The sequence below is a fragment of the Deinococcus malanensis genome, from assembly GCF_014647655.1.
Classification (GTDB): Bacteria; Deinococcota; Deinococci; order Deinococcales; family Deinococcaceae; genus Deinococcus; species Deinococcus malanensis.
Genome location: NZ_BMPP01000002.1, coordinates 332,366 through 356,143 on the forward strand (window position 1 = coordinate 332,366; position 23,778 = coordinate 356,143).

Annotated in this window: 16 protein-coding genes; 6 read left to right on the forward strand and 10 right to left on the reverse strand. The window is 67.5% G+C overall.

Translation table 11 applies throughout. The features are described 5' to 3' along the window. Positions 1-47 precede the first annotated feature (47 nt). Both IEY49_RS03990 and IEY49_RS03995 read right to left on the reverse strand, forming a co-directional pair. Entirely contained in the window at positions 48-761 is a 714-nt protein-coding gene (locus tag IEY49_RS03990; protein WP_189004754.1) for a hypothetical protein, read from the reverse strand. Next, entirely contained in the window at positions 761-1,522 is a 762-nt protein-coding gene (locus IEY49_RS03995; protein WP_189004756.1) for a phage holin family protein, read from the reverse strand. The genes IEY49_RS03990 and IEY49_RS03995 overlap by 1 nt, the downstream gene beginning before the upstream one ends. 205 nt (positions 1,523-1,727) lie before the next feature. On the opposite strand from IEY49_RS03995, the gene IEY49_RS04000 reads away from it, so the two are divergent. Further along, entirely contained in the window at positions 1,728-3,176 is a 1,449-nt protein-coding gene (locus IEY49_RS04000) for an NAD-dependent succinate-semialdehyde dehydrogenase (protein WP_189004758.1), read from the forward strand. 82 nt (positions 3,177-3,258) lie between these two features. On the opposite strand, the gene IEY49_RS04005 is transcribed toward IEY49_RS04000, so the two are convergent. Further along, positions 3,259-4,092, reverse strand: a complete 834-nt coding sequence (locus IEY49_RS04005; RefSeq protein ID WP_189004760.1) for an alpha/beta hydrolase — start codon at positions 4,090-4,092, stop codon at positions 3,259-3,261. 80 nt (positions 4,093-4,172) lie between these two features. Here IEY49_RS04005 and IEY49_RS04010 point away from each other — a divergent pair, with 80 nt between their 5' ends. Both IEY49_RS04010 and IEY49_RS04015 read left to right on the forward strand, forming a co-directional pair. Beyond that, positions 4,173-4,616, forward strand: a complete 444-nt coding sequence (locus tag IEY49_RS04010; protein ID WP_189004762.1) for an OsmC family protein — start codon at positions 4,173-4,175, stop codon at positions 4,614-4,616. A gap of 87 nt (positions 4,617-4,703) precedes the next feature. Beyond that, entirely contained in the window at positions 4,704-5,261 is a 558-nt protein-coding gene (locus tag IEY49_RS04015) for a P-loop nucleotide/nucleoside kinase family protein (protein WP_189004764.1), read from the forward strand. Between the two features lie 58 nt (positions 5,262-5,319). On the opposite strand, the gene IEY49_RS04020 is transcribed toward IEY49_RS04015, so the two are convergent. Continuing rightward, positions 5,320-5,652 (reverse strand): HNH endonuclease, encoded by a 333-nt coding sequence (locus IEY49_RS04020; RefSeq protein WP_189004766.1) that lies wholly within the window; start codon positions 5,650-5,652, stop codon positions 5,320-5,322. A gap of 343 nt (positions 5,653-5,995) precedes the next feature. Then, positions 5,996-6,259: an acylphosphatase gene (locus tag IEY49_RS04025; protein WP_189004768.1), complete on the reverse strand. Its 264-nt coding sequence runs from the start codon at positions 6,257-6,259 to the stop codon at positions 5,996-5,998. Positions 6,260-6,511: 252 nt separating this feature from the next. Here IEY49_RS04025 and IEY49_RS04030 point away from each other — a divergent pair, with 252 nt between their 5' ends. Then, positions 6,512-17,047: a translocation/assembly module TamB domain-containing protein gene (locus IEY49_RS04030; protein ID WP_189004776.1), complete on the forward strand. Its 10,536-nt coding sequence runs from the start codon at positions 6,512-6,514 to the stop codon at positions 17,045-17,047. 288 nt (positions 17,048-17,335) lie between these two features. Here IEY49_RS04030 and IEY49_RS04035 read toward each other — a convergent pair whose 3' ends face one another. The 4 genes from IEY49_RS04035 to IEY49_RS04050 all read right to left on the reverse strand — a co-directional run bounded on the left by IEY49_RS04035 (position 17,336) and on the right by IEY49_RS04050 (position 21,525). Further along, on the reverse strand, positions 17,336-17,785 hold the full coding sequence (locus IEY49_RS04035; protein ID WP_189004777.1) for a hypothetical protein: 450 nt from the start codon (positions 17,783-17,785) through the stop codon (positions 17,336-17,338). Positions 17,786-17,968: 183 nt separating this feature from the next. Continuing rightward, positions 17,969-18,766, reverse strand: a complete 798-nt coding sequence (locus IEY49_RS04040; RefSeq protein WP_189004779.1) for a hypothetical protein — start codon at positions 18,764-18,766, stop codon at positions 17,969-17,971. Positions 18,767-18,911: 145 nt separating this feature from the next. After that, complete coding sequence (locus IEY49_RS04045; RefSeq protein ID WP_189004781.1) at positions 18,912-20,999, reverse strand: ABC-F family ATP-binding cassette domain-containing protein; 2,088 nt, start codon at positions 20,997-20,999, stop codon at positions 18,912-18,914. Positions 21,000-21,078: 79 nt separating this feature from the next. After that, the gene (locus IEY49_RS04050; RefSeq protein WP_229780618.1) at positions 21,079-21,525 is read right to left on the reverse strand and encodes a c-type cytochrome; all 447 of its coding nucleotides are present in this window, start codon (positions 21,523-21,525) and stop codon (positions 21,079-21,081) included. Between the two features lie 135 nt (positions 21,526-21,660). Here IEY49_RS04050 and trhO point away from each other — a divergent pair, with 135 nt between their 5' ends. Together trhO and IEY49_RS04060 are read left to right on the forward strand one after the other, a co-directional pair. Then, positions 21,661-22,572, forward strand: coding sequence for an oxygen-dependent tRNA uridine(34) hydroxylase TrhO (gene trhO, locus IEY49_RS04055; RefSeq protein WP_229780612.1), 912 nt, complete (start codon positions 21,661-21,663; stop codon positions 22,570-22,572). A gap of 2 nt (positions 22,573-22,574) precedes the next feature. Further along, positions 22,575-23,228, forward strand: coding sequence for a histidine phosphatase family protein (locus IEY49_RS04060; RefSeq protein ID WP_229780619.1), 654 nt, complete (start codon positions 22,575-22,577; stop codon positions 23,226-23,228). Between the two features lie 14 nt (positions 23,229-23,242). Here the strand turns inward: IEY49_RS04060 and IEY49_RS04065 are convergent, their stop codons facing one another. Further along, positions 23,243-23,767, reverse strand: a complete 525-nt coding sequence (locus IEY49_RS04065) for a hypothetical protein (RefSeq protein ID WP_189004787.1) — start codon at positions 23,765-23,767, stop codon at positions 23,243-23,245. Between the last annotated feature and the right edge of the window lie 11 nt (positions 23,768-23,778).

The following is a 23,778-nucleotide window of genomic DNA, read 5'->3' on the forward strand; positions in this document are numbered from 1 at the left end:
AATCAAAAGCAGCCCACCTGTGCGGTAGGCTGCCAGGAGCAGACAATTCAGCGGGCGTTGGGGTTGGAGCGCTCCTCGGGGGCAATCGGGGTGCCCACCGCCTTGGCCTCGACGTGGCTTTCCGGCATTGGCACCACACCGGGATGTTTCAGGAACGAGGCCGCCGGGCTGGTATCGGAACCGGCAGCCGCGCTGCTCGTGGTGCTGGTGGCCGTGCTGCTAAGTGTGGCTGCTCCGGCACTAGAGGGCGTGACCCTGACCGGCATGCCAGGAGTGGTAACAGTTGGCACGGTGCTGGTTTTCGTCACGGCCTTGGGATGGGCCGCGCCAGGCTGGCCGGCCTTATGAAGCATCGAATCCGACAGCTGTTCAAGTTTGGGGGTCAGGACCTTCTGGGTCAGGGTGCGGATCGCCAGGGTGCCCAGTGTAGCCACCAGGGCGCCGCCCACGCTCTGGCCACTCTGTTTTTTCTGGGCCTTGACCAGCGCTTTCTGGTGCTTGACGGGGCTACCCGCATGCACATAGATCTTCTTGCTGCGCCGCAGGCTGCGGCCCATCACCATGCCGATCACCGCGCCGACGGCCGAGGCACCGCCCAGCATCTTGAGCGGCTCTTTCTGCAACTGGGCCTGCAGGCTGGCTTCACGGGCCAGGGCGTCCACGCTGGCGCGCAGGCGTGCACGCGCGGCCTCACGCTCGGTCATGGGCTGGGGCACCGGCGTGTAAGGCATGGGCTGCGCGGGTTTAGGCTGGTCGGCCATCAGTACCCCTCCTTCTTCATGTCTTCCTTGAACGTGGGCGAGGTGCTGACTGTGATACCGGGCTGGTCCTTGAGCACGACCGGGTGCTGAACGTCGGAATCATGGCCGTGCTCATCGTCACCCTGGAGCTTCTTGTTCAGGTTGTTGCCATACACCTGTGGCTGGCCGGACGGCGTGCTTTCATACACCGGTACGGGTTCACTGTTGGCGGTCTTCTGCATCCCGGAGGCGTGGCCCTCGACATCGTTTGCCGACAGACGATCCGAGCCGACGCCGTAGGTGGTCGTGCCGGCAGCCACCTGCGAGCCGCTGATCGGGGCCGAAACCGTGGCCGACTGGCTGGACTGCTTTGCAGCGCGCTGCTCGGCCTGATACTGCGCCTCGAGACGCTCGTCCTCGGTCATGGTGGATGGGTCGCGGTCCACCAGCGGCTCCTCGTTCGGCACCTCGGCAGAGAGCTTCTTGAGCCCCATCATGACCAGCAGACCCGTGACCGCCAGACTCAGCACAGCGATGATCAGGGCAGCGGCCCAGGCCGGCAGACCCAGAGCCATCAGGCCATAGAAGACCGTCAGAATCAGGAAGATCAGGCCCATAACGAGCGGTCCCACCGCCGCCAGCAGCATGACGACGCCGATGCCCTTGGCCTTGGCAACGTCGCCGACCTTGCGCGCCACATTGTTGATCTCCGATTTCACGAGGGTAACGCCTGCGTCGAATACATCGACCAGTGCGCTTCCCATGCTCTTGCGTTCTTCCATGCTTCATCCTCCGGGTGGCCTGCCATGACGGCAGGCGGTTTGTGCTCCAGCATAGTGAATCCGGCTTCAGTCTCCCGGCAGGCCCAAGAAATCCTCAATTCTGTGGGCCCTGGGCCCTCACGTGGGTCGTCGTGGTGGTCAGGGAGGGTCCGGTCGCCCCGGACGCAGGCACCTTCAGGGGCTCAGGCTTGAGGCACACTGAGGTATGACCACCACCCAGCTTGACCCCGTGACCCGCACGATGGCCTACTTTGCGGGCGAGTGGCACACCACCCCACGAACCTTCGAGATCTTTCACCCTGGCAACGGCCAGAGTATCGGCGCGGTGGCCGACTGCACCGCCGACGACGCCCGGCGTGCCATCGACGCCGCCGAGACCGCGCTGCGTGACTGGCGGCGGACCACCGGTTACGAACGCGGGCAGGTGCTGCGCCGCTGGCATGACCTGATGCTGGAGCACAAAGAAGAGCTGGCCCGGCTGATGACCCTGGAGATGGGCAAGCCCATCACCGAGACGCGCGGCGAGGTGCACTACGCCGCGAGCTTTATCGAATGGTGCGCGGAAGAAGCCAGCCGCATCGGCGGCGAGCGCATCGCCATGCGCCTGGGCAACAAGCGGGGTTTTTCCAGTGCGGAGCCGGTGGGCATCGTGTACGCGGTGACGCCGTGGAATTTCCCGGCCGGCATGATTACCCGCAAGGCCGCCCCGGCCCTGGCCGCCGGCTGCGTCATGATCCTCAAACCCGCCGAGCAGAGCCCCATGACCGCGCTGTATCTGGCTGAACTGTGGCTGGAGGCCGGCGGTCCAGCCAATACATTGCAGGTACTGCCCACCAATGACGCCGCTGCATTCACGGTGCCGTTTATGGAAGACAGCCGAGTGCGCAAGCTAACCTTCACCGGCAGCACTCCGGTGGGCCGGCTGCTGTACGAGCAGGCCGCCAGGACCATGAAGCGCGTCTCTCTGGAACTGGGCGGCCATGCGCCCTTCCTGGTTTTCGAGGATGCCGACCTGGAACGTGCCGCACGTGAGGTGGTCAGCAGCAAGTTCCGCAACGCCGGGCAGACCTGCATCTGCACCAACCGGATCTATGTCCAGCGTTCGGTGATGGAGGAATTCACCCGGCTGCTGAGTGCCCGGACTGCCAAGCTCACGCTGGGCGATCCCCTGGACGACCAGACCCGTATCGGGCCGGTGGTGGAGCAGGCTGGACTGGACAAGATTCAGGCCCACGTGAAAGACGCCCTGGACCGTGGTGCGGTCGCCACGGTGGGCGGCAGGGCCACGGGGGGGCTGTACTTCGAGCCCACCATTCTGACCAACGTGGACCCGGGCAGTCTGATCCTGCGCGAAGAGACTTTCGGACCGGTGGCGCCCATCGTGCCTTTCGACACCGAGGAAGAGGCGCTGCGGCTGGCCAACGACAGTGAATACGGTCTGGCGGCCTACGCCTTTACCCGCGGCCTGAGCCGGGCCTGGCGGGTGGCCGAGGCACTTGAATACGGCATCGTGGGGATCAACGACGGTGGGCCCAGCAACGGCGCGCCCAACGTGCCCTTCGGCGGTATGAAAAACAGCGGTGTGGGCCGTGAGGGCGGGCACTGGGGCCTGGACGAGTACCTGGAAATCAAGTTCATCTCGATGGGCGTGTAACGCTGGACTCAAGAAGATGGAGGCGGCCGGTCAGGTGCGCCTCTATTGCATTTTTAACAGGGACAGCCCGAAGCTCAGAGGGTCATGCCTGTGGGCTGCGCGCCTGGAGCCACTCCACGATCCGGTCACGGACCTCGGCACGGCACTCATCGTTGAGCAGTTCGTGGTGCCCACCTTCCAGTCGCGCGAAGGTCTTGTCGGTGCTGGCAATAGCGTCCACAAACCGCTGACTGCCGCGTGGGTCGGTGATGCGGTCGGCGGAGCCGTGAATCACCAGGGTCGGCAGGGTCCAGCGGTCGTACAGCGCCCACAGCCGCGTGCTGAGCGTCAGCATGCTCGCGCCAGTCAGGGCCGGTACCCTTCCCTGATACACACCGGGATCGGCCTGATAAGCGCTGACCTCGTCTGCCAGACGCGACAGCCCACCCGTGTCCAGCGCCGTGACTGGCAGTGCGGGCGCGACGCGGGCCAGCAGTGGAGCCACCTTCTTCATAAGGGGCGACTCATCCTCGCCCACCAGCAAGAGGGGGCTGGACAGGATCACGCCGGTTAGTCCGCGTGGATCACGGGCCACGCTGGCCGCCGTGACCAGGCCACCCATGCTGTGTCCGAAGGCGAACAGCGGTCCACTCTGGGTGCGCAGTGCCTCCCGCGCCAGCAGGTGATCTTCGACCAGCACCCGCATATCCACCACGGCGCGCCGCCCGGCAGACTGACCGTGGCCACGCTGGTCATAGGCATAGACGGTAAATCCCGCTGAGACCAGGGTCGGAATCAGGGCGTGGTACCGCTCGACATAGCGCCCGGAGTACTCGCCCACGCCATGCGAGAGCAGCACCGCCCCACGTGGGTTGGGGGCATTCCAGACGAACCCGGCCACAGGTGCTCCGGTCACGTTCCACTGCTGCCATGTCATCCCGGCAGTGTACCGGGCATGAAGTTCGGGTAAACAGCACCCCATGCCAGGCATCACCCGCAGCCCGCAGACTGGGAACCATGGCAGACATCACGAGAAAGGCAAACGCCCAGTGGTTCGGAGACCTGAAAAGCGGTAACGGGACGGTCAGCACCGAAAGCGGCGCCCTGAAGGAAAACGGCTACTCCTTCAAGGCTCGCTTCGAGCAGGACAAAGCCCCCGGCACGAACCCCGAAGAACTTCTGGCCGCTGCCCACGCCGGATGCTTCACCATGCAGCTTTCTGCCATGCTGGCGGCGCACGGCCATCAGCCCGAGGACCTGCGCACCGAGGCTTCCTGCGAAATGGTCAAGGATGGCCCCGGCTTCAAGGTCAGCACCATGCGCCTGACCATCCGCGGGAAGGTCGGCAATATTGATCAGGCCGAATTCGAAAAGCACGTGGCCCAGGCTGCCGATGCCTGCCCCCTGAGCCGGGTCATGAAAGGCAACGTGGAAATCACCCACGAAGCCGTCCTCGAATAACACCCCTGACCGCGAGGGGCCCTGGGTGAATATCAGGGCCCCTCGCCGTTTGGCAGGTGGCGAAGAGATTAGCCCTACCCTGCTTCCATGTCTCCTGTCGTGTATCACCTGATCGGCGCGCCCGGAAGTGGCAAACGAACCGTCGGCCTGGAGCTTGCCCTGCTGACCGGCGCGGTGCTGCTGGACAATCACCTGTTCCGCGACGCAGTGTACAAGCCGTACGGTGCCGACGGGCTGCGGCCCATTCCCGCGGAACTTCAGGAACTGGGAACCCGGGTCTGGGCCCTGGGGCTGCAGGCGGCGCGCATGGCTCTGCCCGACGTGCAGCAGATTTTTACGGCTTACCACAATGCCCAGGACAAGGGTGCGGCCACAGCGCAGCGTATCCGGGAGGTGGCTCAGGCGCGGCAGGCCAAATACGTCCCGGTCTGGCTGGAGTGCCACACGGATGAGCTCTGCCGCCGACTTACCCTGCCCGAGCGACTACAGCGGGCCAAAATGCGCGACCCGGATCAGTTGCGCCGGACTCTGGATACCCAGGGCCTCCTGCCGCCACTGCCGGGCGCCCTGCGCATCGATACGGCGGTTGTCTCCCCAGCTGAAGCGGCCCGGCTGATCGCCAGTAATGCCGGCGTACCCACCTGAATTGCCAGAGCTTTTCAGCCCCGCCCCTGCCCTTCCGGGAACCAGGCACCAGGCTCTTCTACTTGACCTTGACTGCCCTGGATACAGGCTGTTTCTGGACCCACTTGACGAATTTGATAACCCCCTCGTGTTCCTGAAGGGCCTCCAGTGAGCTGTAGGGTCCCGCCAGGTCAGCATTGGAAAACGTGTTGTGAACGTAGCCGTGACAGGCCGAGCACAGGCCCACGGTGGGCAGGTCCTGAACCTTCATGCCCTTGCGGCGCCCTGCCAGGACCGGCATCAGATGGTGCTGCGTCAGGACCGGGGTTTCACGCTGACACAGCGCACAGGCGAGCGGCTCCGCCTCGGGTGTGGGATCGGGCCAGGTGGAATTGGATTGACGGCGGGCCATCCTCGTAGCTTAGGGTAAAACGAGCCTGTGCTGCCGGGCTGCCCGCTTTTCGTGATTGTCTGTAAGGTATGGTCAGCCCAGGTCTTCACGGGAGCCGCTTTGTGCTCGGCCTGGTTGCGAAAAGCACCGGAACCTCACCTGATTGTTCGGACCCATATCGTTGACCCTTTCGCCTGAGGCTTCTGGTCTCAAGGTCATTCTCGTGAGCGGACAGGCCAATCGGGACTGCTGGCCCCGCCTGCTTACACTGATAATTCGTTCCATTGATGGGCGGGGCACATTTCCGTCCGGTTTACTCCATTGACCCTCTGTCGGGGTCAAGCCTTAGCCTCGCCTACAACTATCAGTACACATGGAAGTCGCGCAGGCCCGTCGCCTCGCTGTACTGGGTCTGCACCTCGCGCACGCGGGCGTGGGGAGGACCGCGGCCAATCCAGTGCAGCAGCCGCTGTAGATCGGGGTCATGGCCCTCAGCCACCACTTCGACGCGGCCATCAGACAGGTTCTCGGCGTACCCACTGACCTTCAGGTCTCGGGCATATCGCTGGACGTAACGGCGGTATCCGACGCCCTGTACGGTGCCGGAAATCAGGGCGGTGAGGCGCATACCGGCCCATGCTAACGCCCGGCGCACGACAAAGCGTGCTCGGGCTTTCGCTGTCAAGGAGGTGAAGCCTGACGTGAGGGTGAGGAAAAGGCACAGCGCACCTCATATGAGGAACCCTAGAATGCAATGAATGCCGGACCGTACCAAGAAACTCTGCCTGTGTGTGACGCAGCGGGCCGGTGACAAGTGAACACCGGACCTTCTGTGCCACCTGAGCTGCCTACCCCCTCAGCGGGCGAGGAGCATACCAGCGTGCGCCGTCGGCCCGCCTGGCCTTGGATTCTCCTGTTTGTAACTGTCGTGCTGGGCTCGCTGGTAGCGTATTCGCCCACCTTGCTGGGACGCTGGGCGCTCTCTCGTCTGGCTCAGGACGCGGGAATAAGCGCCGAGGGGGTCGGCGGTACGCTGTGGTCTCCCAGCCTGCGGGGGGCCCGCGTAACCATGCCGGGGCTGAGTGCTCAGGCAAAACAGGCTGATGTCCGGGTCACAGCTATTGATCCCCGAACCCGTACGGTGCGCCTGAATGTGGCGGTGCGCGACGCAACGGTAAATCTGAAGCTGAGCGAGTTGCTGGCGGGCAATGACAAGCAGCAAAACAGCGGCTGGAGGGTTGTTCTGGGCGGCGTGGACGTTCGCGGCACCCGGGTGAACGTGAACGGCCAGGGGCTGAATATACCCAACGGCTCGTTCAGCGCCTCCCGCACCCAGGATGGAGCGCTGGCTGTCCGCGGCCGCACCACCGAGGGCGAGCTGAATGCCAATGTGGTGGTCGGCGAAAAAAACGGCGCCAACACTTACCGTATTGATGTGGACGCCGATGCCCGCGTTCTGAACCATTACTGGCCGGGCGTAACCGCCGGGCGCATCACGGGCCGCTATCTGGTGGGCCAGGGCCCGATTCGCGGCGACCTCAACCTGCGCGGCGGTGCTCTGCGGGTTCCTGACGCGCGCTTCGTGGTCGTGCGGAACATCACCGGAAGCGCCAGACACCGCGGCGACCAGATTGGCCTCAAGCTGGCCGGGCGCGGCTGGAATGGACCCGTCACCGCAAACGGTAGCGTGGACCTCAAGGCGCGCAACTGGACGGTCACGGCCGACGCCCGGCCGACCGTCTCGGGCCTGGCGCAAGCCCTGGACACGGTCGGGGAAGGCCCCATGGAACTGCGCGTCACCGCTGGCGGCTGGAGCACCGTGCGGGTCAAGGGCTATGCCAAGGCTTCGGGTTCCTTTGCCCGCGTACCGTTTCGTGACGCGAAAGCCGAATACACCTACCTGAGCCGTGACGGCGACAAGGCCAACCAGACCAACGATCTGGCGTTCAGTGCCCTGACCGGGCTGGCCGGCTCCCAGAAGCTCACCGCGCGCTGGGCCATCGGCCGTGAAGGCCGGGCAAGCTGGATCGGAGACTTCGGCAGCCAGCCCCTGAACGTGCGCGGTGATATCAATGCAGAAAATGTGGTGACCCTCTCGGGGGCGACCCTGGGCGGTCCGGTGTCCGGAACGGTGGCCCTCAAAGGCACCCGGATCAATGCTGTCCTGAATCCCGACTACGGCGAAGCACTGGCACGCGTGGCCCTGACCGGCACCCCGGAGAACCTGCGCGCGGTGGTCAGCGGCGGGCAGGCCGGGCCGTTTCCGCTGGCCGGCGTCGTGACCTACAACGAGCGTGGCCTGAAAGCCGACCTCGGTCCGGTGAAGCTGGACCTGAACCGTGACCTGATCGGCGACTGGCAGGCGCAGAACCTGAGTGGCCTGGGCGCGACCCTGAATGGCCGCGGCCGGGTCAACCTTTCCAGCGGTGACGTCAGCGGGCAGCTCTCGGCGCAGGTGCCTGGGCTGGCGGATACGCTGAGCGGACCGGTCAACGTGAATTACGTGCGCCAGCGCGGCACCTTCCGTCCCGGAGGCCAGCGTCTAGTCTGGAACAACCGCGTGTTCGGAGCCAACCTGCGCGGCCTGCGACTGACCAGCGGCATCCGGGTCAGCGGAGACATGAACGTCACCAACGATCTGCGGGCTTACGGCACCCTGCGGGCCCAGGGGGACGGCCTCGACGTGCGTGCGGTCGGACACGGACGCAGCGCCTCCCTGCGGGGCACGGCCGGCGGCGTTACCGTGCTGGCCGATACCGAACTCCAGGCGCCCTACCGGACCGCCGCGCGCGTCGAGGGCGCAGATATCAGCGGCACCCTCAGCGTAGGGCGGGCCGTGAACTTTACCCTTGTGACCGGCAATGAAACGGCGCGTGGCCTGCTCGAAGAGGACCGACTGGACGCCACAGGGCGCGTGGACCTGAGTGCCCTGCGGCCCTTGCTGGGGGAAACGGACCTGAGCGGCACGCTGGACCTGAATCTGGCCGGCCTGGGTGGCGGCGCCAACGTCAACGCCCGCGTAGCCGGCACCCAGGTCACCGGGACCCTGACCCGCGCCGGCGGACCAGTCAACGCCAACCTGCGCGTGCGCGCCGCAGACGGGGTCGAGGCACAACTGGCCGGGCGGGTGTACCCGGATGTACAAACCTCCGGCACCCTCCGCGCCCAGGGTCAGACCCTGCAGGCCAGCGTCTCTGGTCCCTACACCGCCCTGCAGGCCCAGGTCACCGGGCGGACCACGGCTGTAGCGCTGGGAGGAATCACAGTGCCCCCTCAGGCCGTCAACCTGAGAGCCACGCTTACTCCAGAGTTCAGCGCCAGTGGCACCTGGGGCGGGCTGCGGGCCAGCTACGACGCCGACCGTGAGCTGGTCCGCCTGACCGGCACCCAGGTGGCGGACGTGCTCCGGGTCAGCGGCAACCTGACTGTGAACCGGGACCTGCAGGCCTTCGGCACCCTGCGGGCCCAGGGGGACGGCTTCGACGTGCGTGCGGTCGGACGCGGACGCAGCGCCTCCCTGCGGGGCACGGCCGGCGGCGTTACCGTGCTGGCCGATACCGAACTCCAGGCGCCTTTCCGTACGGTGGCGCGGATAGAAGGCACAGATATTCGCGGCACGCTGAGTCTTGAACGCGGCGTGAACTTTACGTTGGTGACTGCCGGCGAGACCGCACGCGGTTCTCTGGATGGCGAGCGCCTGAACGCGACGGGCAGGATCGATCTGGCGGCCCTGCGGCCCTTGCTGGGGGAAACGGACCTGAGCGGCACGCTGGACCTGAATCTGGCCGGCCTGGGTGGCGGCGCCAACGTCAACGCCCGCGTGGCCGGCACCCAGGTCACCGGGACCCTGACCCGCGCCGGCGGACCAGTCAACGCCAACCTGCGCGTGCGCGCCGCAGACGGGGTCGAGGCACAACTGGCCGGGCGGGTGTACCCGGATGTACAAACCTCCGGCACCCTCCGCGCCCAGGGTCAGACCCTGCAGGCCAGCGTCTCTGGTCCCTACACCGCCCTGCAGGCCCAGGTCACCGGGCGGACGGGCGCCCTGACCTTCAATAGGGTCACGGTGCCGGCTCAGGACGTGAATCTCAGAGCTACCCTGACGCCCGACCTCACCGTCAACGGCACCTGGGGCGGGCTGCGGGCCAGCTACGACGCCGACCGTGAGCTGGTCCGCCTGACCGGCACCCAACCCCTGAGCGCTTTTGGCCGTACCGGTCAGGTGCAGGGATCGGCCACGTGGGGGCCCGGGTTCCGTGGTCAGGTGGCAGCGCGCGGCACCCTGGAAGGCTATACGCTGAATCTGAACGGGCCCTGGCAGGCCCTGCGCGTGCAGGCCAGCAGCCGCGAGGGGCTCCGCGCCTCGGGCACCGCGTCACTGCCGGATGGGCGCTATGACCTGCGCGTGCGCGGTGCCGTGGCCAACGGCCTGTCTGTAGATGGCCGCGTCACCGGGCAGGGAGACCAGCCGCGCGGCTCGCTGCGCGTATTTGACGCGGCAGGAGGATCGGCCCGGGTCACCCTGCGAGGTTTGTCTGATTTCGATGTCGATACTGCAGGACTGCAGATCGCGGGGCAGACGCTGCGTGGGGCCCTGCGTGCAGAGAACGGCCAGCTGGCCGGCACCCTGCGCGCCGGACTGCTGACGGTAGTCGCGGCCAACGGTCGCCTGACGGCGACGGGCGAATTCGCCGGGCAGCAGGTTCGCGCCAGCGGCCGCCTGACACTCCCCAGCCAGGTCTCGGACCTCAATGTCCTGGTCACCGGGCCGTACTTCACGGCGCGTGCCAGCGGTGACCCCGACGCCCTGCGCGGCACGCTGCGCCTCAACGCCCAGAGTTTCGGCACCGACCCCCTGCGCCTGACGGTACCGGCACAGATCTTCCCCCTGAGCGCCTCGGTAACCGATCTGCGCGCCAGCGTAGGAGGCCTGACCTACACCAACGGGTTCTGGAGCGGCGCCCAGAGACTTCGCTATGCCCTGAACTCCCAGCTTGGCGAAGCCCGGCTGACCGGTACCGGTAAGGTGCTCGCCGCGCTCCCCAGCGGACCCCTGGACGGCCGGGTCACGCTGCTGCCGGCCCTAGGAGGCACGGTCAGCACCAGCCTCTCCCCCGTTCTGGGCCAACTGCCACGGGAAGTACGTCCACTGGTGGTGCCGGGCCGGCTGGTCGCGCAGCTGAAACGAGACGGCGCGGTGCTCCGGACCACTGGCACCCGCTACCAGGGTGCGCCTCTGAACCTGGATGCACGGCTGGGCTGGGCGCGCCGCATCACTGTGGCCGGCACACTGACCCACCCGGGCACCCGCGTGCCGCTGCGCTATGACGGCCGCACCCTGAGTGTCCGTGGAGCCACGCTGGATGCCAGGACCCTGGAGCCTGTCCTGGCCGGAGCCCAGGGCCGGGTGACTGTGGATCTGGATATTCCTGAGCTGGACTTTGAGCGCGCCAGTGGCCGGGCTCAGGTGGACCTGAGGGCCCAGGGAGAGCGGGCCACCGGCCGCGTGAGCCTCTCGCGTGGGCAGCTCAGCGCCGACCTGACCAGCACGATCGCCGGCCGCGCCATCCGGGTTTCCGGTCCGCTATATCCCGAGGCCAACGCGGTTCTGAGTGTGGACGACATCCGCGGCACACTGACCGGCCGGGCCGAAGAGTCCCTGATCCTTCGGGCGGCGGGCACCGTCGAGGGCCGTTTCCTGGATCTCAATGCGACAGCCACCGGACTGACCGGGTCCCAGGCCCGAGTGACCCTGAGCGGCAGTGCCGCCGGCGCTGCCGTCAATCTCACCGCGCAGCAGGACGGAAACACAGGCCTGGCCGGATGGCGCGCCGCAGGCAGCCTGAATGTGCCGGACCTGCGGGCCCTGACCGGCACCGGCGGCCGGGTGAATGCTACCCTCAGCGGCACCCTGGCCGACCTGCGGGTGAATGCGTCAGGCACCGTGGGTGATGTGGCCTTTACCGCGCCTGCCTCCTTCCGGGACGGCACCCTGCGCCTGAGCGGAGCCTTGGCCACCCTGAGCGGCGTCCAGGCCCGGGTGGCTGGGACCGTGTTCCCGGCCCTGAACCTCAGCGCCCGCGCAACCCTGACCAACTATCTGCCTGGCAACTACACTGCGCAGGTACGCGGCGCCCTGGCCAAGCCGGACATCACGGTACAGGGCACCCTGCAGAACACCCGAAGCGGCCTGCAGGCAGGAGGTTCACAGGTCAGCGCGCGGCTGCTGGGTCAGGACTGGAAGGCGGGCTTTACCGGCGCTCCTCTGGCCGGCAGCCTGCGCGGACAGCTGGGCACCAATGCCCTGGGCGGCCTTCAGACGGCGCGCCTGACCGTGCACGCGCCGTTTATCAGCAGCGGGACGACCCTACGCCTTGACGGTACGGCCGGCTGGAACACCCTGGCGGGCTGGACCGGTTCGCTGCGTGCGGTGGGTGAAGTTCCAGGAGGGCCTCTGGACGCCGTATTCGATGGCCGCGGCACCCTCAACGTGGCCGCGCGCGTGGGTCAGGGCGCCCGCACCGCCAGCCTGACAGGCGCGCTGAGTGCAGGGCTGCCGCTGCGACCGGGCGGCACCCTGACCCTGCAGGCCTTCGACATGGGCGCGCTGTGGGGCCGCGCCGATCAGTTGCGCCTGACAGGCGGGGTGACCCTGGGGGGCCGCACCTGGTCGGCCCTGGAAGCTGCCTTTACTGGCCGGGTCCATGACACGGCGGGCGACCTCAGCGGAGACCTGGGGGCCAGCTACCGTGCGGGGGACCTGAGCGTGCGTCTGGCCGGACCCAAAGTGGCGGGCGGCGCAACCCTGCGCAGCGGCCGTTACGAGGCGACCCTGCGCGCCGATACCGTCCGCCTCTCGCGTCTGCTGCCTGCTGGGCTGGATATCGATGCCCTGACCTTTGCCGGTGCTCTGGAAGCACGCGGCACCCTGGACGCGCTGCCCGAGCGCATTATCCTGCGCAATGTGGCCCTGAAGGGCGTGCAGGAGCAGACCGGGCCGTTCAGCCTGTACGGCTCCGCCACCTACACGCCCACGACCCTGGAAACGGCCCTGACCGGCAGCCTGCGTGGCGGCGTGCTGCGCGCCGACGGTGCTCTGCCTGCTGGGGTGCGCGTGACCGTGCGTGACCTGCCGACGGCCTACGTCGGCGCCGCATCGCTGGGCAAGGGCGCCCTGACAGCCGACCTGACGCTGCGTGGGGCTGCAGCCGATCCCAGCGTGGCCGGGACGGTCAACGCCACCACCGACAGCCTCGACGCCCTGTTCACCGTCGCGGGCCGGGTACGCGACCCCCGTCTGAATGCCCGGGCCACGCTGAAAGGTGACGCCGAGGGCACGCTGTATGCCGAAGCCTCGAACCTGGACCTGGGGCGCGGCACCCTGCGCACCCGACTGTACGGGACCGTCACCCAGGGCCAGAACCGCGCCACGCTGGACCTCAGTGGTACGTGGCCGCGTCTGGGCGGCGCCGTGCAGGTCCGGGTGGAGGGGATAGAGGCTCCCGTCATCCTGCGCGGCGACGCCCAGGGCAACTACGACCTGAGTGCCGGCGAACTGGGCAGTGGCCGCCTGACCCTGACGGGCGGGCAGGGCCTGATTCCGGGCCTGAGCGGCCGGCTGGCCCTGACACCGCTGCCCCTCGTGGACGGCACGGGTCAGCTGTCGGTGAGTGCCACGCTGGGCGGCAGCCTCTCGGCGCCCACGCTGGCCGGGTCGCTGGCTTCGCGGGAAGCGGCGGCTGCCGGCGTCCGGTTGCGTGACACGACCGGGATCTTCAGTGCCACCCTGGCCGGACTGCGTGGGACCCTGACCCAGGCGGGACGTACAGTCGCCACCTTTGAAGGCCCCCAGGTCAAGGTCAACGACCTGCGCCTGAACGCTGCCGGCAGCATTCTGTCTGCCAGTGGCACTGCCGACCCGGGTGGCCGCACCGAGTTGAGCCTGGGGACCACGGGCACCCTGAACGGAACCCTGAGTGCCACCTACGCCGCGCAGGCCCTGACCGTCCGCGGCAGCCTGGGTGGACTGCAGGGCCTGCGTGCCGCGGTGGATGTTCAGGCCGATCCACGTACCGGCTGGCGCGGTACGGCCCGCGTGACGGGCGGTCCACAGGGTCTACTGTCGCGCCCGGTCCAGCTCAGCGTCAGCGGCGCATTCGACCATCCGCTGGTGCAGGGTGAAGCGGGGCTGCTGGGTGCGGGGGCGCGCATCGTGGCCAACACCGAGGGCGTGCAGGTCCGTCTGGTGGATGGTCCCGCCGCATCCGGAAATGGGGTCGTGGAGCTCAGACCGGCAGCAACCGGGCCATGGCGCTGGAGCGGCGCCGCCAGCCTGAGCCGGCCTGAACTCAGCCTGAATGTGACCCCCAGCGGCCCGCTGGACGACCCAAGCGTGCTGCTCAGCGTCCGCCGCGGCGACTGGCGCGCCAGTGGCAGCGCCAGCCTGGCCGGGGCCGATCTTACCGTGACCGACGGCGAACGCAGTGGCACGCTGACCTGGCAGGACGGCCAGGTGGCGGCCAACCTGCCTGGCCTCAACCTGGCCCGGCTTGGGCTGGAGGGGCTGGGAGGCAGCCTGACCGCCCAGGGCCGCGTGACCACCGCCACCCAGGACGGTCAGGTCACGGTCCGGGTTTCGGGATTACGGACGCCCTACGCTCTCCCCTACCTGGGCGTGGACCTGGACGGAGAAGTCAGCGGAAATATCACCCTGCGGGCCGGTCGCCCGGCCGTGCAGGCCACCCTGGCGCTGCCCAGCGGCACCCTGAACATCACGGCTGCCCAGGGCCAGGATTACTGGACCGGGCGCGTCGGTGGCCGCCTGACACGTGAGGACGGCAGCCTCACGGTGGATGTCTCGGCCGACAACGGCGGCCTGCGCGGCACGCTGGACGCCGCGCGCTTCCCACTGGATCTGGCCGGACAGGACCTGCGTGCCGACGGCCGCGTGACCCTGAACGGTCAGACCTTCGAGGCACGCGTCCTGGCCCGCAACACCATCGACGGCGACATGGCCGGACAGGTCCGCGTGGACGCCTCGGGGGGCATCGCCGATCTGGTGCCGGCCCTGCAGGGTGCTCTGGCCCTCCGGCCAACCGAGGAAGGCTACGGGCTCAGCGCCACCCTCAGCGACCTGGAAATCGCCGACCTGAAGATCGCCCCTGGCCTCTCGGGGCCGATCAGCGGGGAAGCGACCCTGCGCGACGGAGGCGGCACCTTTACGCTCCGCTCCGAGGCCCTGAAGGTGGGGCCGCGAACCCTGCCCGCCCGAATCGAAGGCACCCAGGTGGCCGGCGACTGGCGGATTCGCGGCTTTCTTGGACAGTCGGAGTTCACAGCCGGTCTGAACGCCGGAGAAGTGTTCGGACAGGGCAACCTGCGCGGGCTGCCCCTGGGCGCAGCGGTCGCGGCTGCCCTGGGCACCGTCCCGGGAGAGGGTGTGGTCACAGGTGTGGTCCGCTTCCGTTTCCCGCTGGCTGACCCACAGGCCGGCGAGGCAACCGTGGTGGCCGAACGGATCCGCGTGAGCGCCACCAGTGGTCAGGGCAAGGACGCCGTCACCGAAACGCTGACTGGCAGCGGCACCCTGGACTACGCCCGCCGCGAACTGCGAAATATTAATGTGCAGCTCTCGGGTGCGGGCACGTGGGACGTGCGGGGCCAGTTCACGCGTGAGCGGGTGGACCTGACCGCCCAGTTCACGAACACCACCTTCACCCCGGTGCTGCAACTGGTGCCGGGCCTCGCTGAGCTGGACCCCAGCCTGAAAGGGACCGTGACCCTCAGCGCCGCTGGCACGTACGACCGCCCTCGCGGTGTGCTGCGGGCGCAGGATCTGTCGGGCGCGGTCGCCGGGCTGAGCCTGCAGGTACCGTCCTTCACCGGTGACCTGCCGGACAGCGGAGCCTTCACGGGCGGCGGCCGGGTCCGGACCGGGGGAACGGTCGGTGCCGATCTGAACGTCACCCTGCGCGGCCAGCTCACGCTGGGTGACCTGAGCGGCACGGTCATCACGGCCAGCGGCCTGCTGGCCCCCGAAGCTCTGGGCGCCCTGCCCAACACCACCGTGACCATTGCCCAGGGAACGGGCAATCGCTGGACCCTGGACGCCCAGAGCCGAAGCACCAATCCCACAGCGGGCACCGGCGTTCTGCAGCTCACTGGGTCAGTCGCCCCGCAGTGGGACCTCAGCGTGACGGCCCGGAACTACAACCTGCCGCTGGCAGTGATCTACGGCCGCGAGAGCATTCTGAATGCCGACCTGCGCGCTGTGGATGACGGTGATCTGGTTCGCGTGACCGGCACGGCGGATTTCCTGCGCCTGATCCTGGGCCGGGTCAACGCGCCCGAAGTCATTCCTGCTCCCGGGCGCACCCGCACGGCTTCGGAGGGCGGACGCACCACCGACGACTACGACAGCCCGCTGCCCGTAGAGTTCACGACCTTCCCACGTCCGGCAACGGAAGGCGAGGCGGCCCGTCCGGCGCTGCCGTTCCTGGAAAGACTGGTGTTCGGGGATATCCAGCTGCGTGCGCCCAACGGCATCCGGGTCGACGAGAACCTGGCGCGTGCCGAGTTCTCCGGCAACCTGGTGCTGTCCGGCACCGGGGCCCGCCCCCTGGTGCGCGGTGACATCGTGGCGCAGCGCGGCGTGATCTTCCTGCGGGAAAATGAATTCAACATCACGGCCAGCAGCGTGAACTTCAGCGGCGAGAGCCTGTACCCCAGCTTTACCCTCAACGCCACCGGAACGGTGCTGGCCGCGACCACCCGGCAGCGGGTGCCTGTGAACCTGAACGTCACAGGCAACTTCGTGACCCGCGCTGGAGGCGACCGCGGGCTGGAGCTGAACACCGTGCTGAGCTGCGCTCCCACGGCTGCTGCGGCAAGCTGCTCGGACCCCGACACGCGGCTGGCGTACACCGAGGCCGAGCTCTATGCCCTGGTGGCCACGGGCGTCCCGAACCTCACCGCGCTGCCGAACAACCTGGCCTCGCTGGGGGCCAGTGCGCTGCAGACCGCCCTGAACGTGTTCGTGCTGGGCGAGCTGGAACGCAGTATCGCCAGGGCGTTCGGGCTGGACGTGTTCCGCCTGACGCCGCAGCTGCTGAACCCGGATGGGTCGGTGGGCGCCACCCTGACGCTCGGCTCGTACCTGACCCGTGACCTGTACCTGCAGTACCAAGTGAACCTCAACGGAGAGGGCCTGATCAACGCCACCTACAACACGCCCGACAACCGCTTCACCTTCCAGGTGAGCACGCCGCTCAACGGGCTGAACCTGCAGAGCATCCGCCCCAGCTTCAGTGCCGGCTACAACATCAATCCCCGCACCAGCGTCAGCATCGGTGTGGAAAGCGCCGAGGCCAGCACCCGGCTGCGCTTCGGCGTGACCTACCGCATCGGTGGGCGCTGACAGCCAGCCACAGAAGCACAGGCAACAACACGCCCGCCCCGGGAATTCCCGGGGCGGGCTGTTCTGGACCGCATGGAGCACAGCACTCTGGCATGCCATAACCGAAAAAATCGTCTGCATGGAAAATCATGCAGACAGTTCTCGATAGATCGTATCTTCCGGAACCCCTCGAATGGATCTTCAGATCCCTCAGGTAAGGCAGCCCGGGACAGGTGCGCCGTAAGAGACCAGAGGGTCGCCAGCGTGGGCGCCCTCTGGTGACATTCTGCCTGTGCGGTCTGAATGCTTTTAGCGGCTGACGTTCGCGCGGGGCTCGAGCGCGTAGAAAGCCACAACGGCCACCAGGGTGCCCACCCAGCCGGGGGCGCTGCCCAGGTCCAGCTCGAAGGGACGGCCCAGGACGGTGCTGCCCAGCTGGCCAGCCAGCTTCTCGCCGTTCTGGTGGGCCACGATGTTCCAGCCGACGATGGGCTCACCCAGAAAGCCGGTCACCCGGTCCACGCCGCGAAGTGTGAGTTTCTGTGCCCCCACGTTGCCGCGCAGTTCGCCATCCTGCAGCTCGATCCGGACGCTGTCGGCCCCGATGCTGCCCTGCACGCCACGCTCGGTGATTTCCAGATTGATGTCCTTGCCGTGCAGCTTGCCGCCGGCGCGGCCCTTGATGGTGTCACCGGCAATGGCGCAGCGGATGTCGTACCCGTCTGCGCCGCCGAGACGGCCCCTGATGAGATCTTCCATGCGCGGAAGTATAGCGGAGGTGGGAGTCGCAAACCGACCAGCCCTGCCCCGGAGCACAGAGGGATCAGCGCCATCCGGTTTGGTGATTTGGGGGCGCGTGCTGTGCGGCAAACCAGGCGCGAACGGCCTATCAGAGGCGGCAGATCATCTCCGACTGGAGCAGAGGCGCACTCCTGTTTGCCTTCAACGTCCGGGAGGCCCGCAAGTGTCATCGGCAGCGATCTCGTCATACAGGTGGCGAATAGCGGCGGCCATGGCAGCGTTGACCGGTACGCGGGCCTCCAGCCACCCCAGCATCGCCAGCGCGGCTTGCGGGGTGCCCGCGTAACCCGGTGCAAACGCCGGAAGATGGGTGGCCACTTGCGGATAGTGCTGCTCGAAACGCCGTTCAGGGCCAAAGGCATCTGCCGTGCCCGTCCTGGGCACCTCGAGATGCTGGGTCAGGCGGAGGATGCGGTCCAGGGCGTAGCCCTGCACGAAACGGAACCCGGATAGCCGTTCACCGCGCGCGTACCGCTGCAACCCGACAAAGAGGTTGGTCAGGGCTTCCCCTGTTTCCCATTCCGGGTCAATGCTGGGCGCGGAAGGCACCGTGAGCGGCCGGGCCAGTGCGTCGGAAACGTCATCACTCTTCCAGACCATCGTTCCGGGCGCGAAGGGAACGCTGGCCAGATCATGTTCGTCGAATACAGCGAATTCGCAGAAGATGCCATCCTCGTACAGCACCTTGTAACCGTCTTCGGTATTCCGGAACACGAACCCGACGGGGGCGATGCCATCCAGCCATGACAGGTCAGTCAGAAGAGCCGCCTTCTTCCCGGTCCCGGCGATGATAAAGAAGTCCAGGTCGGAATACCGGTCGAGCCGCTCGCGGTCGGGACCAGCCGAGCCCAGCCCGATCAGCGCCCGAGCCTCGCCGCACCGCTCAAGGGCAGCCGCGATATCAGAGAGTCGATGGAGCAGCAGGTCAGGAGACGCCATCTGCAGAGCTTATCCGGGGCCAGGGAACCACATCTCATCACATGCCGCCGGGCCGGGACACCACTCAGGCCTCTCGCATGAGACTTCCAGTGAACCGCCGCAGGCCGACTGGCCCGGTTCCCTGTTCACCACGACCGCCCAGATCTCAGGACCGGATCAAACCCTGCTGCTCGAAGTAGGCGCGGCGCGTCAGCACTGGCCCGCCCTCTCCCAGCTGCACCCTGCCGGCGTTCCAGCGTTCAAACAGAATGCGCAGCGCACCCCCGAGCAGAGCGGCCCCGAACCATGCCGGGGGCGATTCACTGAAGCGCAAGGTGTGCCCGTCCCAGGCAAGGTGCGGACAGTCAGCGTCCTGAGCGGCCCAGAACATGCCCCCGCGTTGTCCGGCTGCCCAGTCCCCAAGCTTCTGTGCCCGCACAGTCAGTGGCGGTTCGCGCACCTGGCCGTCGTACTGGGGGGCGGCGTAGGCTTCGCTGTAGAGACCATACAGCTGTGCCTGCAACTGGTGCGCCTGGACACGCAGCCGCGCCTCTTCCCGGCCGCTGAGGCTCCCCGGGGGTCCGTCCAGGGCCGCCCGCAGTGCGGAAAGCCGGGTCTCCACCGGTCCCAGTTGCTGCCGTGGGGTGGGGGTCGGCGGTGGAGGGGGCGGGTCCCCTTCCAGCCCCCGGGCCGGGTCGCGGTACTCGCGGCTGCCCCAGCCGTGCGGCTCGCGCAGTTGGGCATCCTCGATGACCCACAGGCGATTGGCCACTTCGCGTGCGAAGCGGCGGTCGTGGGTCACGATGACCACGGCACCCGCGTAGGCATGTACCGCCGCCTCCAGGGCCTGCAGGGCCTCGACGTCCAGATGGTTGGTCGGCTCGTCAAGCAGCAGCAGATCGGCCCGCAGACCGCTGACCAGGGCCAGCCCGGCGCGGGCACGTTCGCCTCCCGAAAGCACTTCCGGGGTCTTGAGCCAGTCGGCGGCCGTGAATCCCGCGCCGCCCAGCAGGGCCGCTGCCCGGGACCCGAAACGCCGCTCGAACTGGGCGCGCAGGCCCTCGCCGGGGGTCAGCCCGTGCCAGATCTGGTCCAGGCTGGCCACACTGACGCCCGACGCGACCTGAAACACTGGAGCCGGGACCGCCTCGTCCGGAAAGATTTCGCCGGCCAGCAGGCGCATCAGGGTGGTCTTCCCGGTGCCGTTGGCGCCCATCAGGGCCACCCGGTCGCCCTGACGCAGCTTAAAGGCGACATCGTGCAGCACGGTATGCTCGCCGTAGCACTTCCCGAGATGTTCGCCCCAGGCAACCAGGCGGGCCCGCGCGGTGCCCGCCAGAAGACGCATACGGATCTGCCGTTCGGGCAGGGGCGCCTCGGTGAGGGCTACCCGTTCGGCGCGGGTTTTGACGGCCGAGGATCGTCGCCCCCGGCGGTCCAGCCATTCCACGCTGCCCTGCAGCCGGCCAGCCTCGCGTTCTCCCAGGCGGTGCGCGCGGGCCTGGGTGCGGCGCTCCAGTTCGCGCTGGGCCCGGGCCCGGCTGTAGCCCCCTGGGTACGGGGTGGCCTCCCCGTTTTCCAGCCACAGGCTGCGCGTGGCGACCGCGTCCAGGAAGTCCCGGTCATGACTGGTCAGCAGCACCCCGCCGGGAAAGCCCCGCAGCCATCCCTCCAGCCACTCGCGCATACGGATGTCCAGGTGGTTGGTGGGTTCATCCAGTATCAGCAGGTCCGGCTCGCGGGCCAGCGCCAGCGCCAGCGCCAGCCGGGTGCGTTCGCCGCCGGACAGGGTGGCCGCCTCGCGCGTAAGAAAGCGGGTCAGATCCAGCATGCCCAGAATGCGGCGCACCCGGGAGGGCCACGCGTAGGCTTCAGCCTGTTCCAGCCGGGCATGCAGGCCAGTCCAGGACGCCAGCGTCTGAGGGTCACCCAGGTTGGCTTCCAGGGCCAGCAGCTCGGTTTCCAGTTCCCGGTACGGGTGCGAGGCGTCAATCAGCGCCCGCACACTCAGGCCCGCCGGGTGGGCATGCTGCTGCGAGAGCACACTCAGCCGCAGGTCCTCGCTGCGCCAGACCTCCCCGTCCTCAGGACGCAACTCACCAGTCAGGATCCGCAGCAGGGTGGTCTTGCCCGCCCCGTTGCGCCCCAGCAGCGCGACCCGTTCACCAGTCATGACACTCAGCGATACGCCGGAAAGCACCGGCCGCTCCCCGAAGGTCACAGCCAGTGCCTGAGCGCTCAGCAGGGTCGACACACCCTGGAGGCTAACAAAGTCAGGAGGGCAGCGGCCAGCCGGTGAATGGCTTAATGCATGAACTGACCGGCCCTGATCGTCACGGGGTCTCGGTGGCCGGAGCGCTGAGGGGCACCTTGAGGGTCGTGGCTGTCAGGGAACGTTTGCCCGCCTTGTAGCCATTCTTGGACAGCACAAATGCCGTCACATTCAGCGCCTGCGAGGTGGTCAGGCTGCCGGGCTTGTTGCGGGGCATATTCTTGGCGGTGTAATCGTGAACGTCAGCCACCGGGCGCTTGCCGTCGGCCCACTTGGCCAGGAACTTCTCACCGACCAGGGCGGGCGCCCGGCCTCCCTGCAGCTTGTTCCCGTGGCAGCCCTGGCAGCTCTGGGTGTAGACGCGCTGCCCCAGGGTGACCTGCGTCGAGGTGAAGCTGGGCATAGGCGCCGGCGTGGTCTGGGCCGACCCGGGGGCCGCCAGCACAACGGCGAGCAGCCCGCTCAGACCCAGACCTGCGGCAGAAAAACGAAATGCGGAACGCTGCATCACGGTCAACCTCCTGAAGAACCTGACGACGATGAACCCTGAATCTGTGCGGTGTGGACACGGCGAGGTAGGACGCGCCTATCGTACACCCTGCCCGGACGCCAAAAACAGCAGGCCGGTATCATGTCGCCTGCCATGACGTGCTCCCCGCCCGACACTCTCTCCGAGCCCAGCACATGGGTGGTGGCCGCCCTGTATCAGTTCCGGGCGGTTGACGACCCGGCTGCGCTGAGGGGCACCCTGCATGACCTCGCCCACGACCTGAGGCTATGCGGCACGCTGCTGGTCGCCTCCGAGGGCATCAACGGTACGGTGGCCGGTTCCCGTGAGGCCATCACGGTGCTGCATGACCGGCTGCTGGAGCTGGGCTTTACCCGCCTGGAGTACAAAGAAAGCCTCAGCCCACATCAGCCTTTCAAGCGCCTCAAGGTCCGCCTGAAAAAGGAGATCGTGACGCTGGGGGTCCCGGTCGAGCCGCGTCAGCAGGTAGGCACCTACCTGAGCCCCGCCGAGTGGAACGCCCTGACGGCCGACCCGGACGTGATCGTGGTGGACACCCGCAACCGTTACGAGGTGCAGGCCGGCACCTTTCAGGGTGCCCTCAACCCTGGCCTGGACAGCTTCCGGGAGTTTCCGGCCTGGGTGGATGAGCACCTGGCCGGCGCGGAAGGCAAACGCATCGCAATGTTCTGCACCGGGGGTATCCGCTGCGAAAAAAGCACCAGCCTGCTGCGGCAGAAGGGCTTTCAGGACGTTTATCACCTGCAGGGCGGCATCCTGCGCTACCTGGAGGAAATGCCCCGCGAGGAGAGCCGCTGGGAAGGCGAGTGCTTCGTCTTTGACGGCCGCGTGACGGTAGGCCACGGCCTGACTCCTGGCGGGAGCGAGATGTGCCACTCGTGCGGCTGGCCGCTGACCGAAGGCGATCTGGAGAGTCAGCAGTTCGAGCGTGGCGTGAGCTGCCCCCACTGCTTTGCCGAAACGACCGAAGCTCAGAAAGCCGCCTTCCGCGACCGCCAGCAGATGTACGACCGGGGGCAGTTGTGAGTATGCCTGCCCCCGCCGCAGTGCTGGCGCCCACCCGCCTGATCCTGGTGAGGCATGGTCAGACCGCCCATAACCTGGAGCGGCGCATGCAGGGTCATGTGGACGCGCCGCTGGACGACACCGGCCATGAGCAGGTCCGGAAGCTTGCCCGACACCTGCACGCTCTGGGCGTCCGCGACCCGGTCATTCACAGCAGTGATCTTCAGCGCGCCGCCGCCACTGCCGAGGCGCTGCACGCGGCGCTCGGCGGCTCCCTGCACCGCCACCGTGACCTGCGTGAGATCGGGCTGGGCGAGTGGGAAGGCCAGCTGTACGCCGAGATCGAAACTGCCCACCCGGAACTGTACGGCCGTTTCTGGGATGGAGACCCGGTGTGCTGCGCTCCGGGCGGTGAAACGCCTCAGGAGTGCGGCGACCGCGTGCTGAGGCATCTTGAACAGCACTGGCCTGTGCCGGGACAGACGGTGATCATCGTCTCTCACGGCATTGCCGTCGGCGCCGCGCTGGCACGGCTGCTGGGCCTGGACTACCAGCAGACCTTCCGTGAGCGATCGCTGCTTCATCTCAACACGGCCTACTCCGTGCTGACCCTTGACCCCCGGACACGAGAGGTCCAAAACACTCTCCTGGCGCAATCCGGACACCTGAACGGCTGAACGCGGCCTTCAGGTTACAGCCGCCCCTGCACCCGGATCTGAACCACATCGACACGGTCGGTCGCCTGCGGCGCGCCTTCCAGCACGCGGATACCCAGATAAAGACGGCCGGTCCTGACACTCTGGTCCAGCTGCTCTCCCTTCAGGCGAACCTGGGTACCCTCGTGCGGTCGGAGTGCGACTTCTGTCAGCGCCTCTCCTCCTGCGGGTCCCGGACAGCGCAAAGCATCCCCATGGTCGGGGACAGTGGACGGCACCACCGGGCACTGCGGGCGGGACGCAGAGGCGAAGACCTGCAGGCGCACCACCGGGTCAGCGCCGCGGGACACGAGCAGCGCGTCGAACGTGATGCCCCGGTAAGGCAGAGGGGGAATCTCCAGATAGTCAAGCTGGTTGTCGGCCATGTACAGCACTTCAGCGGGCCGGAGATCATTCACGGCATACAGGAAGTGGAAATCAGGAACAGTGGTTTCGGGCAGGGGAATCACGCCACAGCTGCCCAGCAGGGGGAGCAGCAACAGAAGCTTCAATTTGTGCACAGCTCACGTTA

Bases quoted from the DNA above. Each gene is read 5' to 3' on its own strand.
- IEY49_RS04035 (WP_189004777.1), bottom strand. From the start codon at position 17,785: ATGGAAGATCTCATCAGGGGCCGTCTCGGCGGCGCAGACGGGTACGAC.
- IEY49_RS04060 (WP_229780619.1), top strand. From the start codon at position 22,575: ATGCCTGCCCCCGCCGCAGTGCTGGCGCCCACCCGCCTGATCCTGGTG.
- trhO (WP_229780612.1), top strand. From the start codon at position 21,661: ATGACGTGCTCCCCGCCCGACACTCTCTCCGAGCCCAGCACATGGGTG.
- IEY49_RS04010 (WP_189004762.1), top strand. From the start codon at position 4,173: ATGGCAGACATCACGAGAAAGGCAAACGCCCAGTGGTTCGGAGACCTG.
- IEY49_RS04000 (WP_189004758.1), top strand. From the start codon at position 1,728: ATGACCACCACCCAGCTTGACCCCGTGACCCGCACGATGGCCTACTTT.
- IEY49_RS04040 (WP_189004779.1), bottom strand. From the start codon at position 18,766: ATGGCGTCTCCTGACCTGCTGCTCCATCGACTCTCTGATATCGCGGCT.
- IEY49_RS04020 (WP_189004766.1), bottom strand. From the start codon at position 5,652: ATGGCCCGCCGTCAATCCAATTCCACCTGGCCCGATCCCACACCCGAG.
- IEY49_RS03990 (WP_189004754.1), bottom strand. From the start codon at position 761: ATGGCCGACCAGCCTAAACCCGCGCAGCCCATGCCTTACACGCCGGTG.
- IEY49_RS04025 (WP_189004768.1), bottom strand. From the start codon at position 6,259: ATGCGCCTCACCGCCCTGATTTCCGGCACCGTACAGGGCGTCGGATAC.
- IEY49_RS03995 (WP_189004756.1), bottom strand. From the start codon at position 1,522: ATGGAAGAACGCAAGAGCATGGGAAGCGCACTGGTCGATGTATTCGAC.
- IEY49_RS04005 (WP_189004760.1), bottom strand. From the start codon at position 4,092: ATGACATGGCAGCAGTGGAACGTGACCGGAGCACCTGTGGCCGGGTTC.
- IEY49_RS04050 (WP_229780618.1), bottom strand. From the start codon at position 21,525: ATGCAGCGTTCCGCATTTCGTTTTTCTGCCGCAGGTCTGGGTCTGAGC.
- IEY49_RS04015 (WP_189004764.1), top strand. From the start codon at position 4,704: ATGTCTCCTGTCGTGTATCACCTGATCGGCGCGCCCGGAAGTGGCAAA.